Source organism: Geobacter anodireducens (assembly GCA_001628815.1).
GTDB lineage: Bacteria > Desulfobacterota > Desulfuromonadia > Geobacterales > Geobacteraceae > Geobacter > Geobacter anodireducens.
The window spans coordinates 2,039,798-2,059,283 of the sequence record CP014963.1; the positions used below are offsets into that span (position 1 = coordinate 2,039,798).

Sequence of the window (19,486 nt, forward strand, 5' to 3'; positions counted from 1 at the left end):
CCCCATCACCCCATCATCCCCACAACGCTTCCCGCAGGCCCGACCGTCGTTCGCTCCTCCGCGCCGCAGCGGACCGCAGGATCTCCTCGTCCGCCCAGATGACCGCACCGGTCCGGGCGCGGGTGAGTCCCGTGTAGACCAGTTCCCGCGTGAGCACGGGGCTGTCGAAGGGAGGGAGCACCAGCAGTATCCGGTCGAACTCGGACCCCTGGCTCTTGTGGACCGTCATGGCGAAGACCGTTTCATGGGCCGGCAACCGGGCCGGGGAAATCTTTCTGACTCCACCGCCGGGCGCGGGAAAGCAGACGGCCAGCCCGCCGCTGAAGGCGGGATCGGCAACGGCCAGGCCGATGTCACCGTTGAAGAGCCCCAGCCCGTAGTCGTTCACCGTCACCATGACCGGCCGCCCCGGGTACCAGACGCGGTCGACATCGATGAGCCCCTGCCGTGCCAGGACCCGCTCGATGGCCCGGTTGAGCCCCTGCACCCCGTACTCCCCCTGCCGGACGGCACAGAGGACCCGGAAGCGGTCGAAACAGACCAGGGCCTGTTCCGGGTCTGCCTGGCCCAGGTACTCGCCATACCCCGCAACAACGCTCTCGGCCAGGGCCCCGGCAAGCCGCTCCGCCGGCGGCACGGGCCGGAGCGCTACGCCTCCGTCCATCCCTTCTCCTGACACAAGCGCCATAAGCCGGTCTCCGTCGCCCTCGTTCACGGCAGCACTGGCCGCGCCAATGGCGCTGGCCGCACCGAAGCGGTAGTTCCTGCGCAGGATCACCAGGGAGTCGGCCGGTGTCCCCGGCTGCCCATCCCCGTCGTCCCCGGCTTCGCCCTCGATCTCCTCGCCCGCGGCATCACGGATGAACTCCCGGAACGGGGCTGAGAACCGGTGCGCCCGCCCGGTGTCGCAGATGTCGCCCAGCACGGCCCCTGCCTCCACCGAGGCGAGCTGGTCCCGGTCCCCCAGGAGGATGAGCCGGGCCGACGGTGCCAGGGCCTCCACCAGCCGGGCCATGAGAGGCAGCGGCACCATGGAGGCCTCGTCCACCACCACCACCCGGTGGGGCAGCGGATTGTGACGGTTGTGACGGAAGCGGACCGAGCCGGGAATCACCCCCAGCAACCTGTGGATGGTGGAGACCTGGCCGGGGATCCGCTCCGCCACGGGGGTTACCGCCGCCAGGCGCTGACGGGCGTCGCGGATGGAGTCGCCGAGCCGCGCCGCGGCCTTGCCCGTGGGCGCTGCCAGGGCAATGCCCGCCCCTTCCTCGCCGGCCTGCTCCAGGAGCAGGGCCAGGATCGAAACCACGGTGGAGGTCTTGCCGGTACCCGGCCCCCCGGAGATGACGCAAAAGCCGCTCCGCACCGCGGCCGCGGCAGCCACCCGCTGCCAGTCCACGGCATCGTCCCCCTTCGGCCCGAAGATCCGGTCAATACCCGCCCGCAGGAGCGGCAGGGAAACGGGACGGATCTCTGCGGATTTTTGCTTTATGAATTCAGCAACTAGATATTCATAGTTCCAGTATCGATAAAGGTAGAGGCGGTTCTTTTCGTCCAGAATCAGGGGGGTACGGCCACCGGGCGGACCCACCACCGGCAGGGCCCTGAGGGTGGCGGCCAGGGCCGCGCCGTCGCTGCCAAAGGCTTCGTCCAGGTGCAGGCAGACGTGGCCGGCCCCTACGGCGGCGCTGGCGTGCATGGCGGCCCGATGGAGATCGTCGTTCTGGCCCCCGGCCAGGCGGCAGAGGAAGTCGGCAAAACAGGCGTCGATGTCGCGGAACTGCAGGTCGTCGGCACTCACGGCGCTCCTCCTTCCCGTCCCGCGAGGCAGTCGGTCAATGCCCGCACCAGGTCGGGCCGCGGCAGGTCATGATAGACCCCCAGGGGGGGGCGTTCGGGATCGATCCCCCGCAGGAACAGGTAGAACACTCCGCCGAAGTGCTCCTCGTAGCGATAACCGGGCAGGCGGCGCTCCAGGAAGCGGTCGAGGGCCACGGTGTAGAGCAGGTACTGGAGGGGATAGAGGGAGCGCTCCATCTCGCGGCAGAGGCGCTCGGGGCCGTAATCCTCGGCCCGGTTCCCCAGGTGGTTCGATTTCCAGTCGATCAGGTAGTAGCGGCTACTGTGGCGGAACACCAGATCCATGAAGCCGCGCACCATGCCCCGGGCCTCGCCGAAGACGATCCGGCGTGCCACCGCTCCCAGGTCGGCCCCTTGGGGAAGCACCCCGGCCCCGGCTAGAATGGTCGCCACCTGGGTGTCCTGCACAAACCGGAGCGGGAAATAGAACTCCAGCTCTGCCAGCCAGCTGCCGGGGGCCAGGTCGGCCAGGCGGAATGAATTCCCCTCACCGCCCAGAGGAACATTCAGGACGTTGCCGACCATGCGGCTCACCGGGTCGAGCCATTGGGCGCCATGGCCGTGGCGCTCCAGTTCGCGCCGAACCAGGTCTCGCACCGTATCGTCGCCGGCAACGGCAAAATCGAGCTGCTCGAAGAGGCCGTGCAGGAAGATGCCGGCCCGGGGCCCCGGGGAAAGGCGAACATGGAGCCTCGGGCGGGGTTGTCGCGTCACTGGCCGCGTCGGACGGAAGCTCCGGCAGGGTCTGGTCCCGATCCGGCAACTCGGCGGTTTCCCGGTGCCCCGAGGCAAAGGAGGTGAAGCTGGCCACTCGCCAGCCCGCGTCGATTTCGCCCCTGAACTCACGGCAGACCAGCGGCGCCTCACCCACGGCTGGCCGGAAGCGGGGCAGCCGGTCCGGGCACGGGTCTTCGGTCACGGCCACGCCCCCGCCGCTTGCCCCTGCCAGGTGGTTGAGCCGCTCCAGCAGGGTCTGGTCGGTCGCCTTCTTCAGGGTTTCTTCCAATTGTTTCACCGGGTCGCCTGTCCCGTCGGTCCGGCTGCCGTGGAGGAGCCAGCCCGGAGCCGAGGTCTCGGCGCCGCGGAACTTGCCCCAGACCAGGTAGGCGCGGCAGCGGGCCCTGGTGAGGGCCACGTAGAGGAGGCGGAGGTTCTCGGCCAGGGCCTCGGTGCGGGCCCGGCGCTGCCGCTCGTCCCGGCGGTCGGTGCCGAAATCCGCCACCAGCCGGAAGCCGTCCTCGTGGCAGAGGGTCAGGTCCCCGTCATCCCGCAGACCGCCCCACATGAAGGGAGCAAAGACCACGGGATACTCCAGCCCCTTGCTGACGTGGACCGTGACGATGCGGACCGCCCGGTCGTCCGATTCGAGCCGGATCTGGTACTCCTCCCCGGGCGGGGACACGCTCACCCGCTCCCCGAACCACGCCGTCAGGGCATCGGGGCCGAGACGCCGCTCAACGGCCGCCTGGTGGAGCACCTCGGCGCAGTGGCGCAGGTTGGTGAGCCGCCGCTCCCCGTCGGGCAGGGGAAGGCACCGCTCCCTCACCCCCTCCCGGTCCAGGAGGCGCGGAACATGGTCATGAAGCCCCGCTCGCGCCAGAGGTCGCGGTAGTCGCGGAAGGCGGCGATCCGCTCTTCCCAGGCCGCCTCCTGCTCCATGAGAAGCGCCAGGTCGTTGCCGTTGAGCCCGAAGAGCGCCGTAACCAGAGCAGCCCTGACCCGCCCCTCGTTCCCGGGCTCGGCCACGGCCCCCATCACGGTCCAGACCTCGCCGGCCTCGCGGGTCTCGAACAGGCTATCGGCACTCTGGACCACGGAGGGGATACCTCGCTCCCGCAGGGCCTGCTGGACCAAGCCCGCCTCGAAGTGGGACCGGACGATGACGGCCACGTCGCCGGGGGTGAGGGGCTGCATCCGCCCGTCCTCGTCCTCCAGACAGGCCGTGCCGGCGCGGCCGTCGGCCAGGAGCCCGGAGATCTCGTCGGCAACGGCGGTGACAATCCGCTGCAGGCCCGTGCCCAGGTTGATGCAGTCGCGGTCGCTCTCGCCCCGGCGGAAGAACCAGAGCTGGAGCGGAGCCGGATCGCGGTCGCCGAAGGAGCATCCCTGCTGCCGGGCCGCCGTGACCGGGGGAAAGGCGATGTCGCCGACCAGGAAGGGATGCTCCCCCCCCAGGCGGAACAGGGAACTCACCGCTTCGACCATCTCCGGCGTGGAGCGCCAGTTGCGGTCCATGGTGAAGCGCCGCTCCGCCGGGATCTCCTGCCGGGCCTCCAGGTAGGCGAAAACGTCGGCCCCCCGGAAGCTGTAGATGGCCTGCTTGGGGTCGCCGATCAGAAACAGGGGCACTGCACCGCCGCTGAAGACCGCCCGGAAGATCCGGTACTGGACCAGGTCCGTATCCTGGAACTCGTCGATGAGGGCGGCCCGGTAGCGCTCACGCAACCGGTCGGCCAGGGCTGTGCCGCCGGGCCCGTCAAGGGCGGCGTGGAGATCCGTGAGCAGGTCATCATATCCCCGGACGTTGCGCTGCGCCTTGAGCGCGGTCAGCCGCTCCAGGCCCCGGGCCGCAAACTCGGCCTTCAGGAGCAGGAGCCGCTGGGAGGTGAGCCGCGCCAGGCGGTCGCAGAGGTCGAAGCAGTCGTGCCGGGGCGGGTCGGCCTTTTTGAGCCGCTGCCCGGCCAGAAACCCGGCGGTGAACTTGTCGAACCCGGCAAAGAGCGCGTAGGGGTCCGCGCCGGCCGCGTAGCCGTCCATGGCGGCCAGGAGGCCCGGCACCAGGTCCGGGTGGTAGTTGCTCCTGGAGCGGCTCAGGCCGGGATCGGCGGCCAGGATGGCGGCAACCTCATCCCGTTGCGTCCGCCAGAGGGACGCGAGCGCGGCAAAGGCGTCCCGGATCTCCCCGGCCACGCGGTCCGCTTCACCGGAATGCCAGACCGGCTCCACGGCCAGGTGTGGCTTGCCGGCAATGTTCCGCAGAAATGCCGCCAGCACCTCCGGAGACCAGCGCCGCCCCAGGGCCAGGGGGAGCAGCGGCGCGTCCCCGCCGAAGAAGTGACGGCGCCAGAAATCGTCCGCCACCTGGCGCAGGAGCGGTTCCTGGTCCACCGCCAGATCGGTGTCGAACAGGGAACCGCTCTCGAAGGCATTTTCCTGGAGCGCCCGGAGGCAGAAGCCGTGGATGGTTGAGATGGCGGCGCAGTCGAAAGTCTGGAGTGCGCTGTCGATCCGAGACAGGGCCGTGGCGTGCCCAGGCCAGCGCTCGCCCAGGGCCAGCCGGTCGAGGAACTCGTCCGGCGCGCCCCCGCCGGCGAACCGGTCGCGGGCCTGGCGCAGCCGCTGGCGGATGCGGGCGCGCAGTTCCTTGGTGGCCGCCTCGGTGAAGGTCACCACCAGGATGTTTTCGGGGAGCAGCCCCTCACCTTCCACCACCAGGCGCAGGTAGAGGCAGGCAATGGCAAAGGTCTTGCCCGTGCCTGCGCTGGCTTCCACCAGGTTGTGGCCGGACAGTTCAACGGTCAGATTGTCATGGGGTTGCAGAGAAGTCACCGCTCGTCCTCCTGGTGGGCCAGCAGGGGGGTCAGGATTGCGACGGACGTCTCGCGGAAGGCGTCGTCCAAGGGATCGGCAGTGCCGAAGCAGAGCGCATAATAGGGATCGTCTCCCTCTGGGTAGAAATCTCCCCCCCAGGCGGTGCGGGCCGCCGCCATCTCGCCCGTGCGGGCAAAGGCCAGGGAGGTGCGCGGGAAGAACCGCAGCGGCTTCCGGCTCCCCTGCCCGTAGTACGACACCAGAGCCTCCAGGTGCGCAAGGGGGGCGGCCACGGGACGGAGCGCCAAGTCGCCGTCAGCGGCCAGGAGCCTGCTTGCCGCCCCGGTGGCGGGCAATGCCAGGGCATTGAGAACCAGGTGCTCGATCCAGAGCCGGATGTGGTCGCGGCCGGACAGCCTGGCGCAGCGCCAGCGGATCAGACCGGCGGGCCAGAGGGAACTCAGCTCGCCCACGAGCCGCCGCTCGCCCACCCGCAGGTCCACGGTCACGGGTTCAAGGGGAGGCCGGCTGCTGGTTGCCAGCCGGACCCGGTCGGCCAGGTCCCTCACCCGTGCGGTGAGCCCCGCAAAGGCCAGCTCTCCCTGCCGCGCCGGGGGCAGGCCGCCCCGAGCCCGAGCAACGGGCAGGAGGTCGGCCGGGTCTCCGCCCGCCAGGGTGTGGTCCAGGATCTCCTGTTCCAGCAGAAAGGCATCCAGAGAGTCCAGTGCAAAGGGCTCCCGGTCCTCCAAGGGGGAGCGGCTTTCCTCCAGGCGGATGCCGAGCCGGTGGCGCAAGAGGTAGCGCACCGGGTGCTCGAAAAAGGAGATCAGTTGCGCCAGGGGCAGGATCTCCGTTTCGTCGGCCGACGCCGGACCGGGCTCGGCCAGGGGGTGCTCCAGGAAGGGGCGCGGTGCGTCGTCCCTGCCGCGCCGGGCCAGGGCGCGACACTCTTCGGCCGCGTAACTGAACAGTTCGCCGTCTTCGGTGAAGTAGGCGGGGCTGAAGGGCTGGAGTCGGTGCCGCGTCACCAGGGAGGCCGGGAACCGGTCGGTGCCGTCCGTGAAACGAGATCCAAGATAGTCGAGGAACTCGCTCACCAGTACCGAGGGGGGAAGCTCGGCGTTATCCCGGACGCTCTGGCCGGTGTAGCTGATCACCAGGCGCTCCCGGGCCGAGAGAAGGGCTTCCAGGAAGAGGTAGCGGTCCTCCTCCCGTAGCGACCGGTCGCCGGGGCGGCGGTCTGCGGCCATCAGGTCGAAGCCGGCGGCGCGGTCCCGGCGGGGGAAGGAGTCGTCGTTCACCCCCAGCAGGCAGATCACCCGGAAAGGGATGCTCCGCATGGGGAGCATGGCGCAGAAGGTGACCCCGCCGGTCATGAAGCCGAGCCCCTGGTTGGGCTTGTCGAGCCGTTCGCCGAGCCAGGCCCTGACCACGGACCGGCCCACCTCGTCCGTGAAGCCGGAGCCCGTGCCGAGGTCGCCGAGGCTGTCCACGATCCTCCCCAGGGCGGCACGTTCAAAGGTGGTGGCGTCATCGGGATTGAAGAAGTCGGCCAGGATGCCGCGCAGGGTCGCTGTCCACCCCTCAAGGGAGCGGGGGCGCGCCAGATCCTGCCGCACCCGGTCCAGGGCCTCCACGAAGCGGATGAAGCGCCCCAGGAGCACCGGCCCATCCCCTTCCATGGCATCGTGGGGGAGGATGCCGCCGAACATGGCCCCTTCCTCGTCGGGCATGGCCACCCCCAGCAGTAGCCGGTCGAGCCCCGCCTGCCAGCTGTTCTCCCGGTAGGCAGGCAGCCCGGCAGCCCGGCGTTCGTTCTCGTCCATGCCCCAGCGGATGCGGGTTGACTCCACCCAGGAGCGGATCTGTTCGAGACCGGCCTCGTCGATGCCGAAGCGGCGATGGACCGCGCCGGTCTCCAGGATGTCCAGCACGTCGGTCACCGGGAAGCGGCCCAGGGGCAGGTCGAGGATGGACAGGAAGGTGTCGGCCGCCCCCCCGGCACACCGGATGCTCCGGTCGGCAATGGAAAACGGGATCCGCCGCCGCTGGTCCTGCCCGCCGCCGAAAACCGCGGCAACATAGGGGGCATAGGTCTCGATGTCCGGCGTCATCACGAGGATATCCCGGGGCGTGAGGCCGGGCAGGTCCTCGAACATGGCCAGCAGGACATCGTGGAGCACCTCCACCTCGCGCATGGGGCCGTGACAGGAATGAATCCCGATCGAGCGGTCGCCGGGGTCCACCCGGACCAGACGCGGAGTGCCGTCGGCCTCGTCCAGGGTAAGGATGCCGTTCTGCACCGCGGCCAGGAGCGTTTCGCCGGGGGCTTCGGCATAGAGGTCGCGCTCGCCGCCCGACAGGTCGTCGCAGGCCAGGATGAGGGACGAGAAATCGCGCCCCGGCTTGCCCAGGGAGGCAAGCAGCGGATGCCCCTCAACGGCCTGCAGCCGGCGCTCCGGCGTCATCCGCGCCCGGGCGCCGGGCGAGACGATATCCCCCCAGTATTCCCGGCAGGGGCTCAGGACGAACAGGTTCACCGGGCAGAGCCGGGCCAGGGAGGTGAAGATCTCCAGGTGGAACGGCGGAAGGTACGAGATGCCGAAGACCGACACCCGTTCGGGGCAGACGCCGGCAGGGAGACGCCCGCCGGCCAGCTGTTTCAGAAATGCGTCGCGCACGGCCCCCCGGTGGGTACCGGGGCTGTCCGCGGTCAATGCGCGCCAGAGCCGGGCCTGCCACTGCTGGTCCCGCCCCGTTTCCCAGGTCGCCAGCAGGTCGCCCCGGAACACGGTGTACTGGTCAAAGGTGTCGGCGATCCTGGCCGCAAGCTGGTAGAGCCGCAGTTCCCGGTCCTCCCCGGCCAGATATCCCCGCAACTGGCCGAAGGCCGGTTCCGGGAGCAGGCGCGGCAGCAGGTCCATGATCCGCCAGGTCAGGATGGCGGGGTCAAAGGGGGACTGGTCCGGCAGATGGGGCAGCGCCGCCCGGAAGAGCGACCAGACAAAGGCATTGGGAAAGGGATAGGAGCCGTTCGCCCAGATCCCCAGGCGCTTTGCCAGCTCCATCGCGAGCCACCGTTCCATGCCCCGGCTCTGCACCACGATGGTCTCGGGAACAAAGGGTGACGACAGGGGAGGCTCGACCACGGCGCAAAGCTGCTCGACCAGGGCCTCCATCCGGTTGCTCGTGTAGATGGTCAGGGACAACGGTCCTCTCCTCTCCCCTCATCCAGGGCCAGGGCCACCGCCTCCGCCAGGGCGTCGAGACAGGTGGCGGCGCCCCGGTGGCACGATATCCCGGCCAGGTCCCGAACCACAACCTGCGGGTCCATGCCCGAGAGCAGGCCGCGGGTGATCATCCGGGTCAGGCCGTCCATGACGGCGCTGCCGCACCCGCCCGCCTTTCCGAAGCGGCAGAAGACTTCAACGGGCAGGCCGGTGTCCGGGTCGCGGTTGACCGTCACATAGAGCTTGCCGCAGTTGGTCTCCAGGGCTACGGTCGTGCCCCGCAGCGCCGCGGGACGTTTTCGTTCCGTCATGGGATGCTCCTTCTGGGGATATGAAGGCAGGCTAGAGTATCGTCCAACAGTGCGACAGAATACGTCCTCTATCCCGCCTGCCGGGTATGCCCCAGGAGTCGGTTATACCCCGAACGCCCCTCTCCTGCCAAGGGCTCCGACTTCTGGCGCCACATTTTGTTGACACAATGATAGATGGCGGAGTATTAAAGGAAATTCCGTGGTTCACGGCCGCTCCTGTCCCAATGGTGATCGGCTGCAGAAAAATGAGCCTGGTATTACTGAAAGAGACCGTCGGCACGACTGCAGGCAGTGTTCAACTGCTGAAATCTGGTTCATTCCCGCAAAGGAGGAGAGACACCCGGCATGATAACGATCGATTTCCAGAAGATGGGAGGGCTCATCCCGGCCATTATCCAGGACCACGCCACCAACGAGGTTCTCATGGTGGCGTTCATGGATGAAAAAACCCTCAACCTCACCCTTGAGAGCGGCAAGACTTGGTTCTTCAGCCGCAGCCGCAACAAGTACTGGATGAAGGGCGAGGAGTCGGGCAACACCCAGGAGGTGGTCGAGGTGCTCACCGACTGTGATGCCGACGCCGTGGTCATCAAGGTGAAGCAGAACGGTCCGGCAGCCTGCCACACGGGCAACCGGAGCTGCTTCTATGTCCGGTGGGAGGACGGCCAGTGGGTCGAGCACTCCGAGCCCCTGTTCGATCCGGCGGAGGTGTACAAGAAATGAGCGGACTTCTCAATTTCGGCGTGCCCAAGGGCAGCCTCGAAAACGCCACGGTCGAGCTGTTCCGCAAGGCAGGCTGGCAGATCAGCATCTCCTCCCGCAGCTACTTCCCCGGCGTTGACGACGACGAGATGAACTGCAAGCTCATCCGGCCCCAGGAAATGGGGAAATACGTTGAGCGCGGCACCATCGACGCCGGCATTGCCGGCCGCGACTGGGTGAGGGAAAACGAGTCGGACGTGGTGGAAGTCTGCGAAATGGTCTACTCAAAGGTCTCCCGCAGGCCCGCCCGCTGGGTCCTGGTGGTTACCAGGGACTCCGCCGTGCAGAAGCCGGAGGACCTCCACGGGGCCACCATCTCCACCGAACTGGTGGGCTTCACCAAGCGGTACTTTGCCGAGCGCAACATCCCGGTAACCGTTGAATTTTCCTGGGGCGCCACCGAGGCAAAGGTGGTGGACGGCCTCTGCGACGCCATCGTGGAAGTGACCGAGACGGGGTCCACCATCAAAGCCAACGGCCTGCGGATCGTCTGCGACCTGATGGAGTCAGTGCCGGTCCTGATCGCCAACAAGGCCGCCTGGGCCGATCCGTGGAAGCGCGAGAAGATCGAGACCATCGCCACCCTCCTCAAATCGGCCCTTGCCGCCGAGGGAATGGTGGGCCTCAAGATGAACGCCCCCAATGACCGGCTGGAGGCAATCACCCGTGTGCTGCCGAGCCTCAAGAACCCTACCGTGTCCCACCTCTTCAACTCGGACTGGGTCTCCATCGAGAGTATCCTTCCGGAAAAGGAGGTCCGGCGCATCGTTCCCGAGCTGATCAAGCTCGCGCCGAGGGGATCGTTGAGTATCCGCTGAACAAGATCATCTAGCAGTCGCCGGGTACGCTTCAGGGAAGGGAGGAACAGACACAGAAAAGGGCCTGCACCGATGAGTGCAGGCCCTTTATTTTACTGGCGTCCCCGAGACGATTCGAACGTCCGACCCCTTCCTTAGGAGGGAAGTGCTCTATCCAGCTGAGCTACGGGGACAAAAGAAAATTTTTTATAGCCTATCCGGGGCGCATTTTCAAGCCCTTTCACCAGTGATACTAGAAGGTGAGGAGCGAGTAGACCTTTCCTTCGGGCAGCCTCTTTCTCCCCCCGAGGAATTCGAGCTCGGCCAGGAAGCAGCACTCGACGATCTCGCCACCCAGGGCCTCGACCATCTCGACCACCGTCGCCATGGTGCCGCCAGTGGCGAGGATGTCGTCGGCGATAATCACCCGCTCCCCTTTGGTAATGGCATCAGTATGGATCTCCAGGGTGTCTGAGCCGTATTCGAGCTGATAGGTCTTGCTGAAGGTTTCCGAGGGAAGTTTGCCCGGCTTGCGCACCAGGGCTACGCCGGCTCCGAGCTTGTAGGCCAGGGCGGCGCCGATGACGAAGCCGCGGGCTTCCACCACGACCACCTTGCTGATCTTCTTCCCCACATAGCGATGCGCGATCAGGTCAACCATGCGCTGGAACGACGGGGCGTCCGCCAGCAACGTGGTAATGTCCTTGAAGATGATCCCCTTTTTGGGGAAATCGGGAACGTCGCGGATTATGTCTTTCAGCTCATTCATGCTTCTTCTTCCCCTTCCGTGATGGCATCAAATCGGCTCAATCAATGGCATTGCCATCGCTTTCTTCAATATATTTCCTCAATTTCTCCAGAGACTTGGCCTCAATCTGCCGGATACGCTCACGGGTGACACCAAAGCTGCGACCGATGGTGTCAAGGGTCTGGGGCTCCTTGTCTTCCAGACCAAAGCGGAGTGTAAGGATCGTCTGCTCATTCTCGGACAGGGACGCAAACCACTTGGACACGATCTCATATTTGTTGAGATCCTCGAGCAGCACGGCCGGCGAGACAGTGGACGTATCCTCAATGGTGTCGATGAGGAAATAATCGCTGTTTTCTCCCATGGGGCGCTCAATGGAGTAGGTCTTTTTGAGGAGGACCATCAGCCGCCGGACGTAGGCGGAATTCACCTTCATCTCGGTGGCGACTTCCTTCACGCTCGGCTCGCGGTTGAACCTCTGCACCAGTTCCCGCGTGATCTTCAGCATCTTGTTGATGTCGTCGGAGACATGGACCGGCAACCTGATCGTCCGCGACTGGTTCACCAGGGCACGCTCGATGGACTGGCGAATCCACCAGGTGGCGTAGGTGGAGAAACGACATTCCTTCGAGAGCTTGAAGCGCTCTACCGCCTTGATGAGCCCCATGTTTCCCTCCTCGATAAGATCGAGAAAGGGAAGCCCCCGATTGATGTAACGCTTGGCAATTTTGACCACGAGCCGCAGGTTCGACTCGATCATCTTGTCCCGGGCAGCCTTGTCGCCCTTGGCGATACGGCCGGCAAGCTCCTTTTCCTCATCGGCGGTCAGCAGCCGCGTCCGCTGAATCTCGCGCAGATAGAGCTTGATAGCATCGTCGAAGTGTTCCTGTTCGATGTTCTTGCCGGCTTCCGCAGGCTCCTCTGGCTCATCCTCTTCCTCTGACGCCCCCAGCTCGAAGGCTGTCGGTTCGGGCTCGATAAAGTCCCCGCCGGGCTCATCCGGTGAGTCCAGTTCTTTCTCATCCAGTTCGTTCATGTCGCTCATGGGGATCTCCGTTGCAAAGCGCCCGAAGGGCGCTCAGTCATCGCTGCTCCAGCCGAACTTGCCCACCAGTTTGACGAACCTGCATCCCGTAACATTCTCCTGCACGACCGAACCATCCTCCTGCTTGACGACCCTGACGAGCACCTGCTCGAACTGGGTCCCCACCGGGATGACGAGTCTCCCCCCCGGCTTGAGCTGGTCTATGTACTTTTGCGGGATATCCGGTGCTCCGGCGGTCACAATGATGGCGTCAAAGGGAGCTTCCTCCTCCCAGCCGACCGTGCCGTCAGATATCTTGATATTGACATTGAGGAGGCCCAGGCTGTCGAGGGCCTTGCGCGCCCGCAACGCCAGCGGGCGAATGCGCTCCACCGTGTAGACCCGGTCGGCCATGACTGCCAGGATAGCGGCCTGGTATCCTGAGCCGGTACCGATTTCCAAGACCTTTTCCCTCCCCTTCAACTCCAGGAGTTCAGTCATCAGGGCAACCATGTAAGGCTGGGAAATGGTCTGCTTTTCACCGATGGGGAGCGGCGTGTCACTGTAGGCCTGGGCGGCCATGGCCTCTTCTACGAAGACGTGGCGGGGCACCTTAAGCATCGCCTCGATCACCCGCCGGTCCGAGACGCCTCGCGCGATGATCTGGGATTCGATCATCCTCTTGCGTGCAATTTCAAAATTCATGACATGCCCCTGTTGGTGGAAACGCGACTATAGCAGAGCTCCCGACGGCTGTCCAGCCTCCGGACGGCATGCCGAGAGGTCCCATGACTGTAACACCGAGAGCGATGCGTAGTTGGTCAAATCCAAGTGAAGCGGGGTGACCGATATCCTGCCGCGCTTGACGGCATGAAAGTCGGTTCCCTCGATGTCGCGAAAGACCGGTTCGTTGCCGCCGATCCAGTAGTAGTTCCTGCCTCGCGGATCAACCTTGGCCACGATATCGCCACCGTAATCGCGCTTTCCCTGCGAGGTGATAACCGGTCCACCGAGCTCTTCGGCGGGGAGGTCGGGGACATTGACATTCAGGAACGTGTCCCGGGGGAGGCCCCGTTCGAGTACTTCCCTTGCCAACCGCGCCGCAAAGGCGGCAGCCGGACGGTAGTTGCTCCCATGTCCGTTGGCTGCAAGAGAAACGGCAATGGCGGGAATTCCCATGAGGGTTGCTTCAAGAGCAGCAGAGACGGTCCCGGAGTACGTGATGTCGTCGCCCAGGTTCCCGCCGCGATTGACGCCGGACACCACGATATCGGGCGATCCGGCCAGAAGAGCATGAATCCCGAGATTTACGCAGTCGGTTGGTGTCCCGTCAACGGCAAAGATACCAGCCATGATCTCCGTCACCCTGAGGGGGTGGTGAAGTGTGAGGGCATGGCCGACCGCGCTTCGCTCACGGTCAGGCGCAACTACGGTGACTTTGCCCACAAGCCTGAGCGCCTCCGCCAGAGCCACGATGCCGGGGGCGTGAACACCATCATCATTGGTAACGAGAATTCTCATGGCCACCCCCTTGCCCTCCGTTCGCATGCCGGAGACGGGCCTCCGCTACCGGCGGATGATACGCAAAAGGGGGTTACGAAATATATCTCGTAACCCCCTGTGAAATGGTCGGGGCGACTGGATTCGAACCAGCGACCACCAGACCCCCAGTCTGGTGCGCTACCAGGCTGCGCTACGCCCCGAATACGTGCTATTGCAATTGTTTTTTCAGCAATTCCAACTCACATTTGACCGAATGGAGGATCTCTTCAAGAGCTTGATCCTGCCTGGGAGGTGGGCCTGCCTGCCCATGCCCCTTACTTGTAGCCAAACGCTTTCTTGCACCGTCTATGGTCAGCTTTTCACCATAGAGCAGCCGTTTTATTTCCAGCAGAAGCTCAATATCAGTCCGCGTGTAGAGCCTCTGGCCGGTTCTGCTCTTGGGCGGCCGCAACTCCTTGAACTCGGCCTCCCAGAAACGGAGAACCGACGGCTTGAGTGAGGTTATCCGGGATACTTCGCCGATGCGGTAGTACTGTTTGTCCGGCGTCTCCTCCGCCACCATGCCTCCGGCGAAGCGTTCTAGGTGTTGATCGAGGACTTGAGAACCTGACTCGGCTTGAAGGTAAGGATCTTACGGGCCGAAATGATGATCTCGTCACCGGTTTGCGGATTGCGGCCGCGACGATCGGCCTTGTCCTTGACCACGAAATTGCCGAAGCCGGCGATCTTGATCTTTTCCCCACGCTCAAGGGTTTCCTTGATCAGACCGAACACGCGTTCGACCAGCTCAGCGGACTCTTTCTTGGAGAAACCAATCTTCTCGTATATTTGCTCGACAATATCGGCCTTCGTCATATACTCCCTCAAATTTATTACATAATCTGACCGTTAGCCGGCCAACTGAAGCTCTGGTTTTATATCACAGCGATTCGGCAGAATCAACCAGTTTTTAACGAATCGTCACTTTGAGCTTCGTGATGAGGCTGTCAATGACCTTCTGGTGCAGCGGTGAAACCTCGTCGTCGCTCAGGGTTTTCTCTGTGGAGCGATAGCGCACCCGCACCGCGATGCTCTTTTTTCCTTCGGGAACATGGGCACCTTTGTAGAGGTCAAACACGGCTGCGCTTTCGATCTCGCGGATACGCAGCCCGCTGATGCACCGGACAATATCCGCAGCAGGCGTCTCATCGGCCACAAGCATGGCAATGTCCCTGAACGTGTCCGGGAAGCGCGACGGCGGGACAACGGCCGCGGCGCCGCGCGCTGCGGACAGGAGCCGCTCGAAATCAAGCTCGAAGTAGAATACCGGCTGGTCGATCCCGAAATTGTCCTGCACATCGGGATGGAGTTCGCCGAGGGAGCCCAGCATCGAATCGCCGCACCTGACCGTGCACGATTTGCCGGGATGGTAAAAGACATCGGCATCGCCGGACGAATAGGTCGCGCCACTGACCGAGAATGCGTCGAGAACCGTCTCTACAACGCCCTTTACATCATAGAAATCAAGGGGGTGCTTCTCCTGGTTCCACCCTTCAGGGTAGCGCCTGCCGGTCATGAGCCCGGCAAGGACCAGCGGCTCATTGGGAAGCTGCTCACCTTCAACCCGCAAATATACGCGCCGCAATTCAAAGAGGCGCAGGTCGAGACTGCGGTAGTTCAGGTTGCGGGAAGCCGCCTCCAGAAGCCCGGGGAGCAGCGTTGTCCGCATGACCGCCTGCTCGTCCACAAGGGGATTCCTGAGCGCCACCACGCTGCGCCGGCCATCCTCGGGGCCGAGCATCATGCGGTCAAGGGCGCCGGGCGCCATGAAGCTGAAGGTTATGACCTCATTGAACCCCTGCCCCACCATCAGGTCGCGGCCCCGCCTCTCCATGCGCTGGTGCTGAGAGGGTCGGTCGGAAAAGACGCGGGCCCGAGGCATGGTCGTTTCAATCCGGCCGTAGCCGTTCAAACGCGCTACCTCCTCCACCAGGTCGATCTCGCGCTCCAGGTCCACCCTGAATGTTGGGACCGTCACATCGATTATGCCGGGCTCAACCGTGACAGTGGTAAATTCCAGATGATGAAACAGCGCCTTCATTTCATCGGCGGAGAGCTCGACCCCGAGAAGGGCATTGCAGCGATCCACCCTGAACCGGATCGTCCGCTGGGAAACAGGCGCGGGATAGACATCGATAATCCCCGCGGCAACAGTCCCCCCGGCCAATTCGGCCAGGAGCGCGGCAGCCCGGTCAAGGGCCCTGGTCACAATAGCCACATCCGCCCCCCGCTCGAAGCGATGGGACGACTCGGTGTGGATCCCCAGGCGCTTGGCGGTACGGCGGATGGCGGATGGATTGAAGTAAGCGCTCTCCAGCAGGATATTCGTCGTGGTATCGCGGATTTCCGAATTCTCTCCCCCCATGATACCGGCAAGGGCAACGCTCCTCGCTCCGTCACGGATAGTGAGATCGCCGGCGGTGAGGGCACGCTGCTGTCCGTCAAGGGTGGTGAACACCTCACCGTCCATTGCCCGACGGACAACGATCGTGCCGCTCTCCAGCAGGTCGGCATCAAAGGCGTGCAAAGGATGCCCGTACTCCATCAGGACGTAGTTGGTCACGTCGACCACGTTGTTGATGGAACGCATTCCGACCGCCTCCAGGCGCCGGACGAGCCATGCCGGCGAGGGGCCGATGGAGCATCCGCTGATAGAGCGGGCCGTGTAGCGCGGGCAGAGTTCGGGGTCCTCCACGATGACCGTTGCCTTCTGCGTTACGGGTTCGCCGGACTCGACAACCGCGTGTCCCGGATAGGTAATCCGCTTCCCGAGCTTTGCCGCAATCTCCCGCGCCACCCCGACAATACTGAGACAATCGGCGCGGTTTGGGGTGAGCCCGATCTCGAAAATGGTGTCCTTGAGGCCCAGGGCATCGAACAGGGGGACTCCGAGCGGCAGGTCGGGGGGAAGGATCATGATCCCTTCCGATTCAGCAGAAAGCCCCAGTTCACGCTCTGAGCAGAGCATGCCGCACGACTCCTCGCCGCGTATCTTGGATCGCTTGATCTTGAAGTCACCCGGCAGCACGGCCCCGATCTGGGCCAGGGCGACCTTGTCGCCGGCAGTGAAGTTCTGGGCCCCGCAGACGATATCCAGGATCTCCCGGCCGTTATTGACCTTGCAGAGGGAAAGCTTGTCCGCATTGGGATGCTTCCGGCGCTCCTCCACCACGGCAACCACCACCTGGTCGAGGCCGCCCCCGACCTCGCGCACCCCCTCCACTTCGAGACCGAGCATGGTAAGCAGGTCACCAAGCTCCTGAGTAGAGAGATCACATTCGACAAATTCCTTGAGCCAGTTGTACGTAACGATCATATATCTCACTCTGTCCGAGACGCAGTAGTTAAAGTTTCACCAGAGAAATACAAACAAAAACACCTGAATCATCTAAATTGTTGCAGGAACCGCACATCATTATCAAAGAACAGGCGCAGGTCTCCGATGCCATACTTGAGCATGGCGACCCGCTCGATCCCCATGCCGAACGCAAACCCGGAGATCGACTCGGGGTCATAGCCCACATGGCGGTAGACCTCTGGATCGATCATGCCGGCCCCCAGTATTTCGAGCCAGCCGCTCTGCTTGCAGACCCGGCACCCCTGCCCTTTGCACATGACGCAGGCGATGTCCACTTCGGCACTCGGCTCGGTGAAGGGGAAGAACGAGGGGCGGAGCCGGACTCCTGTCCCGGCGCCGAAGAACTGGTTCACGAAGATGGTCAGTATCCCTTTCAGGTCGCCGAAGGTAACCCCCTTGTCAACCATGAACCCTTCGATCTGATGGAACATGGGTGAGTGGGTAGCGTCGGAGTCGCACCGGTAGACCGTGCCCGGCGAGATGATCCTGACCGGGGGTGCGTGCTTGAGCATGGTCCGGACCTGAACCGGAGAGGTGTGGGTGCGCAACAGGATGTCCTCGTCCACGAAAAAGGTATCCTGCATGTCCCGGGCCGGGTGGTCCTTGGGAAAGTTGAGTGCCTCGAAGTTGTAGAAGTCCAGTTCCACCTCGGGGCCTTCGGCCACCTGAAAGCCGAGTCCGGCAAATATATCCGAAATCTCCTCGATGACGAGCGAGATGGGATGTCTGGTTCCCAGCAACGGCGTGCGGCCGGGGAGCGTCACATCAAGGCGTTCCCGCTCCAGGCGCTCCTTTTTGGCCACGGCCCTGACCCGTTGCAGGGTTTCATCCAGCGTGGTCTCGAGCCGGTCCTTGACCGTGTTGACCATTTGGCCCATGCGGGGACGCTCCTCGGGAGAGAGCGAACCGAGCCCCTTCATGGCAGCCGTCAGTTCCCCCTTTTTCCCCAGATACCTGACGCGCAACTCCTGCAGGGCGTCCTCGGAAGTTGCACCGGCAATCTCTGCAAGGGCCGATTGCATCAGTTGATCAAGCGTTTCTTTCATGTCCGGTATCCCTTTACAAAAAAAGAAATGGAACGCAGAGCATCCCATTTCTTTTTGTATTCCTCAGGATTTCACTAAAACTGGGCTTTGGCGAGGGTCGCGATTTCCGAGAACCCCTTGGGGTCCGACACGGCCAGATCAGCCAAGACCTTGCGGTCAATCTCGACCCGGGCCTGTCTGAGGCCATGGATGAGCTTGCTGTACGAAAGTCCGTTGAGCCGGGAAGCTGCATTGATCCGCGTGATCCAGAGGGCCCGGAAGTCGCGCTTTTTGACCTTGCGGTCCCGGAACGCGTAATTGAGCGCCCGGTCGACGGCCTCCGTTGCGCTCCTGAACAATTTGCTCCGTGCGCCCCTGAACCCCTTGGCAAGCTTAAGTACTTTGTTTCTTCTGCGTCTCGCTTTGAAACCTCTTTTTACCCGTGCCATCTACTACTCCTTCTTTTTCTGTGATATTTTTCCGGATCCGCAAGGGGAGACAGTTCCTCACGGTTCACGGCGTCATGACGGAGCAGGCTCCGCTACATGTAAGGGATGAGCTTGGCGATGTTCTTGTGGTCCACTGCCGCCACAACGGCGCTGGAACGAAGCTGGCGCTTGCGCTTCCTGGTCTTGGAGGTGAGGATGTGGCTCGTAAAGGCGTGGCTCCGCTTGATCTTGCCGGTGCCAGTCTTCTTGAAGCGCTTGGCTGCGCCGCGATTGGTCTTGATCTTGGGCATTGCTCTATTCTCCTTTGCTGCGTTCTCGGTAGAATCTCTATTTTTTGACTTTGGGCGCAACGATCATGAACATGCTGCGCCCTTCCATCTTCGGCTTGAATTCGACAACTGCGATATCTTCCAATTCGGCGGCAACACGGTCGAGGGCCCGGGAACCGAATTCCAGGTGGGTTATTTCGCGCCCGCGGAACACAAGGGTTACCTTCGCCTTGTTTCCTTCCTCGATAAAGCGCCGCACATGCTTGATCTTGGTCATCAGGTCATGCTCATCGGTCTTGGGCCGGAGCTTTACTTCCTTGACCTGCACGTGGGACTGTTTTTTCCGTGCTTCCTGAAGCTTTTTGCTCTGCTGGTACTTGAACTTGCCGTAATCCATGATCCGGCAAACCGGCGGCACCGCAGTGGGTGAAACCTCCACCAGGTCGAGTTGCCGCGCTTCGGCCAGCGCAAGGGCCTCCTGAAGAGACATGATCCCCAACTGTTCGCTCTCTGCGCCGACAACGCGCACCTCGCGCGCCCGTATGGCCTGATTGATATTTACCGTAGGCTTCGCTATGGC

At 63.8% G+C, this 19,486-nt stretch carries 15 protein-coding genes, 2 tRNA genes and 2 pseudogenes; 2 read left to right on the forward strand and 17 right to left on the reverse strand.

Annotated features, from left to right (window positions below; translation table 11 throughout):
* Window positions 1–13 precede the first annotated feature (13 nt).
* From A2G06_09320 to A2G06_09335, 4 genes and pseudogenes are all read right to left on the reverse strand, one after another.
* On the reverse strand, window positions 14–1,801 hold the full coding sequence (locus A2G06_09320; protein ID ANA40459.1) for an exodeoxyribonuclease V subunit alpha: 1,788 nt from the start codon (window positions 1,799–1,801) through the stop codon (window positions 14–16).
* A pseudogene (locus tag A2G06_09325) lies at window positions 1,798–5,409 on the reverse strand (exodeoxyribonuclease V subunit beta). Before A2G06_09325 ends, A2G06_09320 begins: the two are co-directional and overlap by 4 nt.
* The gene (locus tag A2G06_09330; protein ID ANA40460.1) at window positions 5,406–8,600 is read right to left on the reverse strand and encodes an exodeoxyribonuclease V subunit gamma; all 3,195 of its coding nucleotides are present in this window, start codon (window positions 8,598–8,600) and stop codon (window positions 5,406–5,408) included. Before A2G06_09330 ends, A2G06_09325 begins: the two are co-directional and overlap by 4 nt.
* Entirely contained in the window at window positions 8,591–8,932 is a 342-nt protein-coding gene (locus A2G06_09335; GenBank protein ANA40461.1) for a TSCPD domain-containing protein, read from the reverse strand. The genes A2G06_09330 and A2G06_09335 overlap by 10 nt, the downstream gene beginning before the upstream one ends.
* A gap of 345 nt (window positions 8,933–9,277) precedes the next feature.
* Here A2G06_09335 and A2G06_09340 point away from each other — a divergent pair, with 345 nt between their 5' ends.
* Together A2G06_09340 and A2G06_09345 are read left to right on the forward strand one after the other, a co-directional pair.
* Window positions 9,278–9,655: a phosphoribosyl-AMP cyclohydrolase gene (locus A2G06_09340; protein ANA40462.1), complete on the forward strand. Its 378-nt coding sequence runs from the start codon at window positions 9,278–9,280 to the stop codon at window positions 9,653–9,655.
* Window positions 9,652–10,526: pseudogene (locus tag A2G06_09345) on the forward strand (ATP phosphoribosyltransferase). Before A2G06_09340 ends, A2G06_09345 begins: the two are co-directional and overlap by 4 nt.
* Window positions 10,527–10,608: 82 nt before the next feature.
* Here A2G06_09345 and A2G06_09350 read toward each other — a convergent pair.
* The 13 genes from A2G06_09350 to A2G06_09410 all read right to left on the reverse strand — a co-directional run bounded on the left by A2G06_09350 (window position 10,609) and on the right by A2G06_09410 (window position 19,483).
* Window positions 10,609–10,685: transfer RNA gene (locus A2G06_09350), tRNA-Arg, on the reverse strand.
* A 59-nt stretch (window positions 10,686–10,744) separates the two neighbouring features.
* Entirely contained in the window at window positions 10,745–11,260 is a 516-nt protein-coding gene (locus tag A2G06_09355; GenBank protein ID ANA40463.1) for an adenine phosphoribosyltransferase, read from the reverse strand.
* A gap of 37 nt (window positions 11,261–11,297) precedes the next feature.
* A complete protein-coding gene (locus tag A2G06_09360) occupies window positions 11,298–12,284 on the reverse strand; it encodes an RNA polymerase subunit sigma (protein ID ANA40464.1) in 987 nt (328 codons plus the stop codon).
* 33 nt (window positions 12,285–12,317) lie between these two features.
* Window positions 12,318–12,968, reverse strand: coding sequence for a protein-L-isoaspartate O-methyltransferase (locus A2G06_09365; protein ANA40465.1), 651 nt, complete (start codon window positions 12,966–12,968; stop codon window positions 12,318–12,320).
* Window positions 12,969–12,995: 27 nt separating this feature from the next.
* On the reverse strand, window positions 12,996–13,784 hold the full coding sequence (locus A2G06_09370; GenBank protein ANA41641.1) for a 5'/3'-nucleotidase SurE: 789 nt from the start codon (window positions 13,782–13,784) through the stop codon (window positions 12,996–12,998).
* Window positions 13,785–13,889: 105 nt separating this feature from the next.
* A tRNA-Pro gene (locus A2G06_09375) sits at window positions 13,890–13,966 on the reverse strand.
* Between the two features lie 8 nt (window positions 13,967–13,974).
* Window positions 13,975–14,328 (reverse strand): transcriptional regulator, encoded by a 354-nt coding sequence (locus A2G06_09380; protein ANA40466.1) that lies wholly within the window; start codon window positions 14,326–14,328, stop codon window positions 13,975–13,977.
* 17 nt (window positions 14,329–14,345) lie between these two features.
* Complete coding sequence (ihfA, locus tag A2G06_09385; GenBank protein ID ANA40467.1) at window positions 14,346–14,621, reverse strand: integration host factor subunit alpha; 276 nt, start codon at window positions 14,619–14,621, stop codon at window positions 14,346–14,348.
* 94 nt (window positions 14,622–14,715) lie between these two features.
* A complete protein-coding gene (locus A2G06_09390; protein ID ANA40468.1) occupies window positions 14,716–17,121 on the reverse strand; it encodes a phenylalanine--tRNA ligase subunit beta in 2,406 nt (801 codons plus the stop codon).
* A gap of 68 nt (window positions 17,122–17,189) precedes the next feature.
* Entirely contained in the window at window positions 17,190–18,209 is a 1,020-nt protein-coding gene (locus A2G06_09395; GenBank protein ID ANA40469.1) for a phenylalanine--tRNA ligase subunit alpha, read from the reverse strand.
* A 74-nt stretch (window positions 18,210–18,283) separates the two neighbouring features.
* A complete protein-coding gene (locus A2G06_09400; protein ID ANA40470.1) occupies window positions 18,284–18,637 on the reverse strand; it encodes a 50S ribosomal protein L20 in 354 nt (117 codons plus the stop codon).
* Window positions 18,638–18,729: 92 nt separating this feature from the next.
* A complete protein-coding gene (locus tag A2G06_09405) occupies window positions 18,730–18,927 on the reverse strand; it encodes a 50S ribosomal protein L35 (protein ANA40471.1) in 198 nt (65 codons plus the stop codon).
* A gap of 37 nt (window positions 18,928–18,964) precedes the next feature.
* Window positions 18,965–19,483 (reverse strand): translation initiation factor IF-3, encoded by a 519-nt coding sequence (locus tag A2G06_09410; GenBank protein ANA40472.1) that lies wholly within the window; start codon window positions 19,481–19,483, stop codon window positions 18,965–18,967.
* Window positions 19,484–19,486: the final 3 nt, after the last annotated feature.

What these genes read in the sequence shown, in the direction of transcription:
- A2G06_09335 (ANA40461.1), bottom strand. Translation starts at nt 8,932, where the DNA reads ATGACGGAACGAAAACGTCCCGCGGCGCTGCGGGGCACGACCGTAGCC.
- A2G06_09340 (ANA40462.1), top strand. Translation starts at nt 9,278, where the DNA reads ATGATAACGATCGATTTCCAGAAGATGGGAGGGCTCATCCCGGCCATT.
- A2G06_09355 (ANA40463.1), bottom strand. Translation starts at nt 11,260, where the DNA reads ATGAATGAGCTGAAAGACATAATCCGCGACGTTCCCGATTTCCCCAAA.
- A2G06_09360 (ANA40464.1), bottom strand. Translation starts at nt 12,284, where the DNA reads ATGAGCGACATGAACGAACTGGATGAGAAAGAACTGGACTCACCGGAT.
- A2G06_09365 (ANA40465.1), bottom strand. Translation starts at nt 12,968, where the DNA reads ATGAATTTTGAAATTGCACGCAAGAGGATGATCGAATCCCAGATCATC.
- A2G06_09370 (ANA41641.1), bottom strand. Translation starts at nt 13,784, where the DNA reads ATGAGAATTCTCGTTACCAATGATGATGGTGTTCACGCCCCCGGCATC.
- A2G06_09380 (ANA40466.1), bottom strand. Translation starts at nt 14,328, where the DNA reads ATGGTGGCGGAGGAGACGCCGGACAAACAGTACTACCGCATCGGCGAA.
- ihfA (ANA40467.1), bottom strand. Translation starts at nt 14,621, where the DNA reads ATGACGAAGGCCGATATTGTCGAGCAAATATACGAGAAGATTGGTTTC.
- A2G06_09390 (ANA40468.1), bottom strand. Translation starts at nt 17,121, where the DNA reads ATGATCGTTACGTACAACTGGCTCAAGGAATTTGTCGAATGTGATCTC.
- A2G06_09395 (ANA40469.1), bottom strand. Translation starts at nt 18,209, where the DNA reads ATGAAAGAAACGCTTGATCAACTGATGCAATCGGCCCTTGCAGAGATT.
- A2G06_09400 (ANA40470.1), bottom strand. Translation starts at nt 18,637, where the DNA reads ATGGCACGGGTAAAAAGAGGTTTCAAAGCGAGACGCAGAAGAAACAAA.
- A2G06_09405 (ANA40471.1), bottom strand. Translation starts at nt 18,927, where the DNA reads ATGCCCAAGATCAAGACCAATCGCGGCGCAGCCAAGCGCTTCAAGAAG.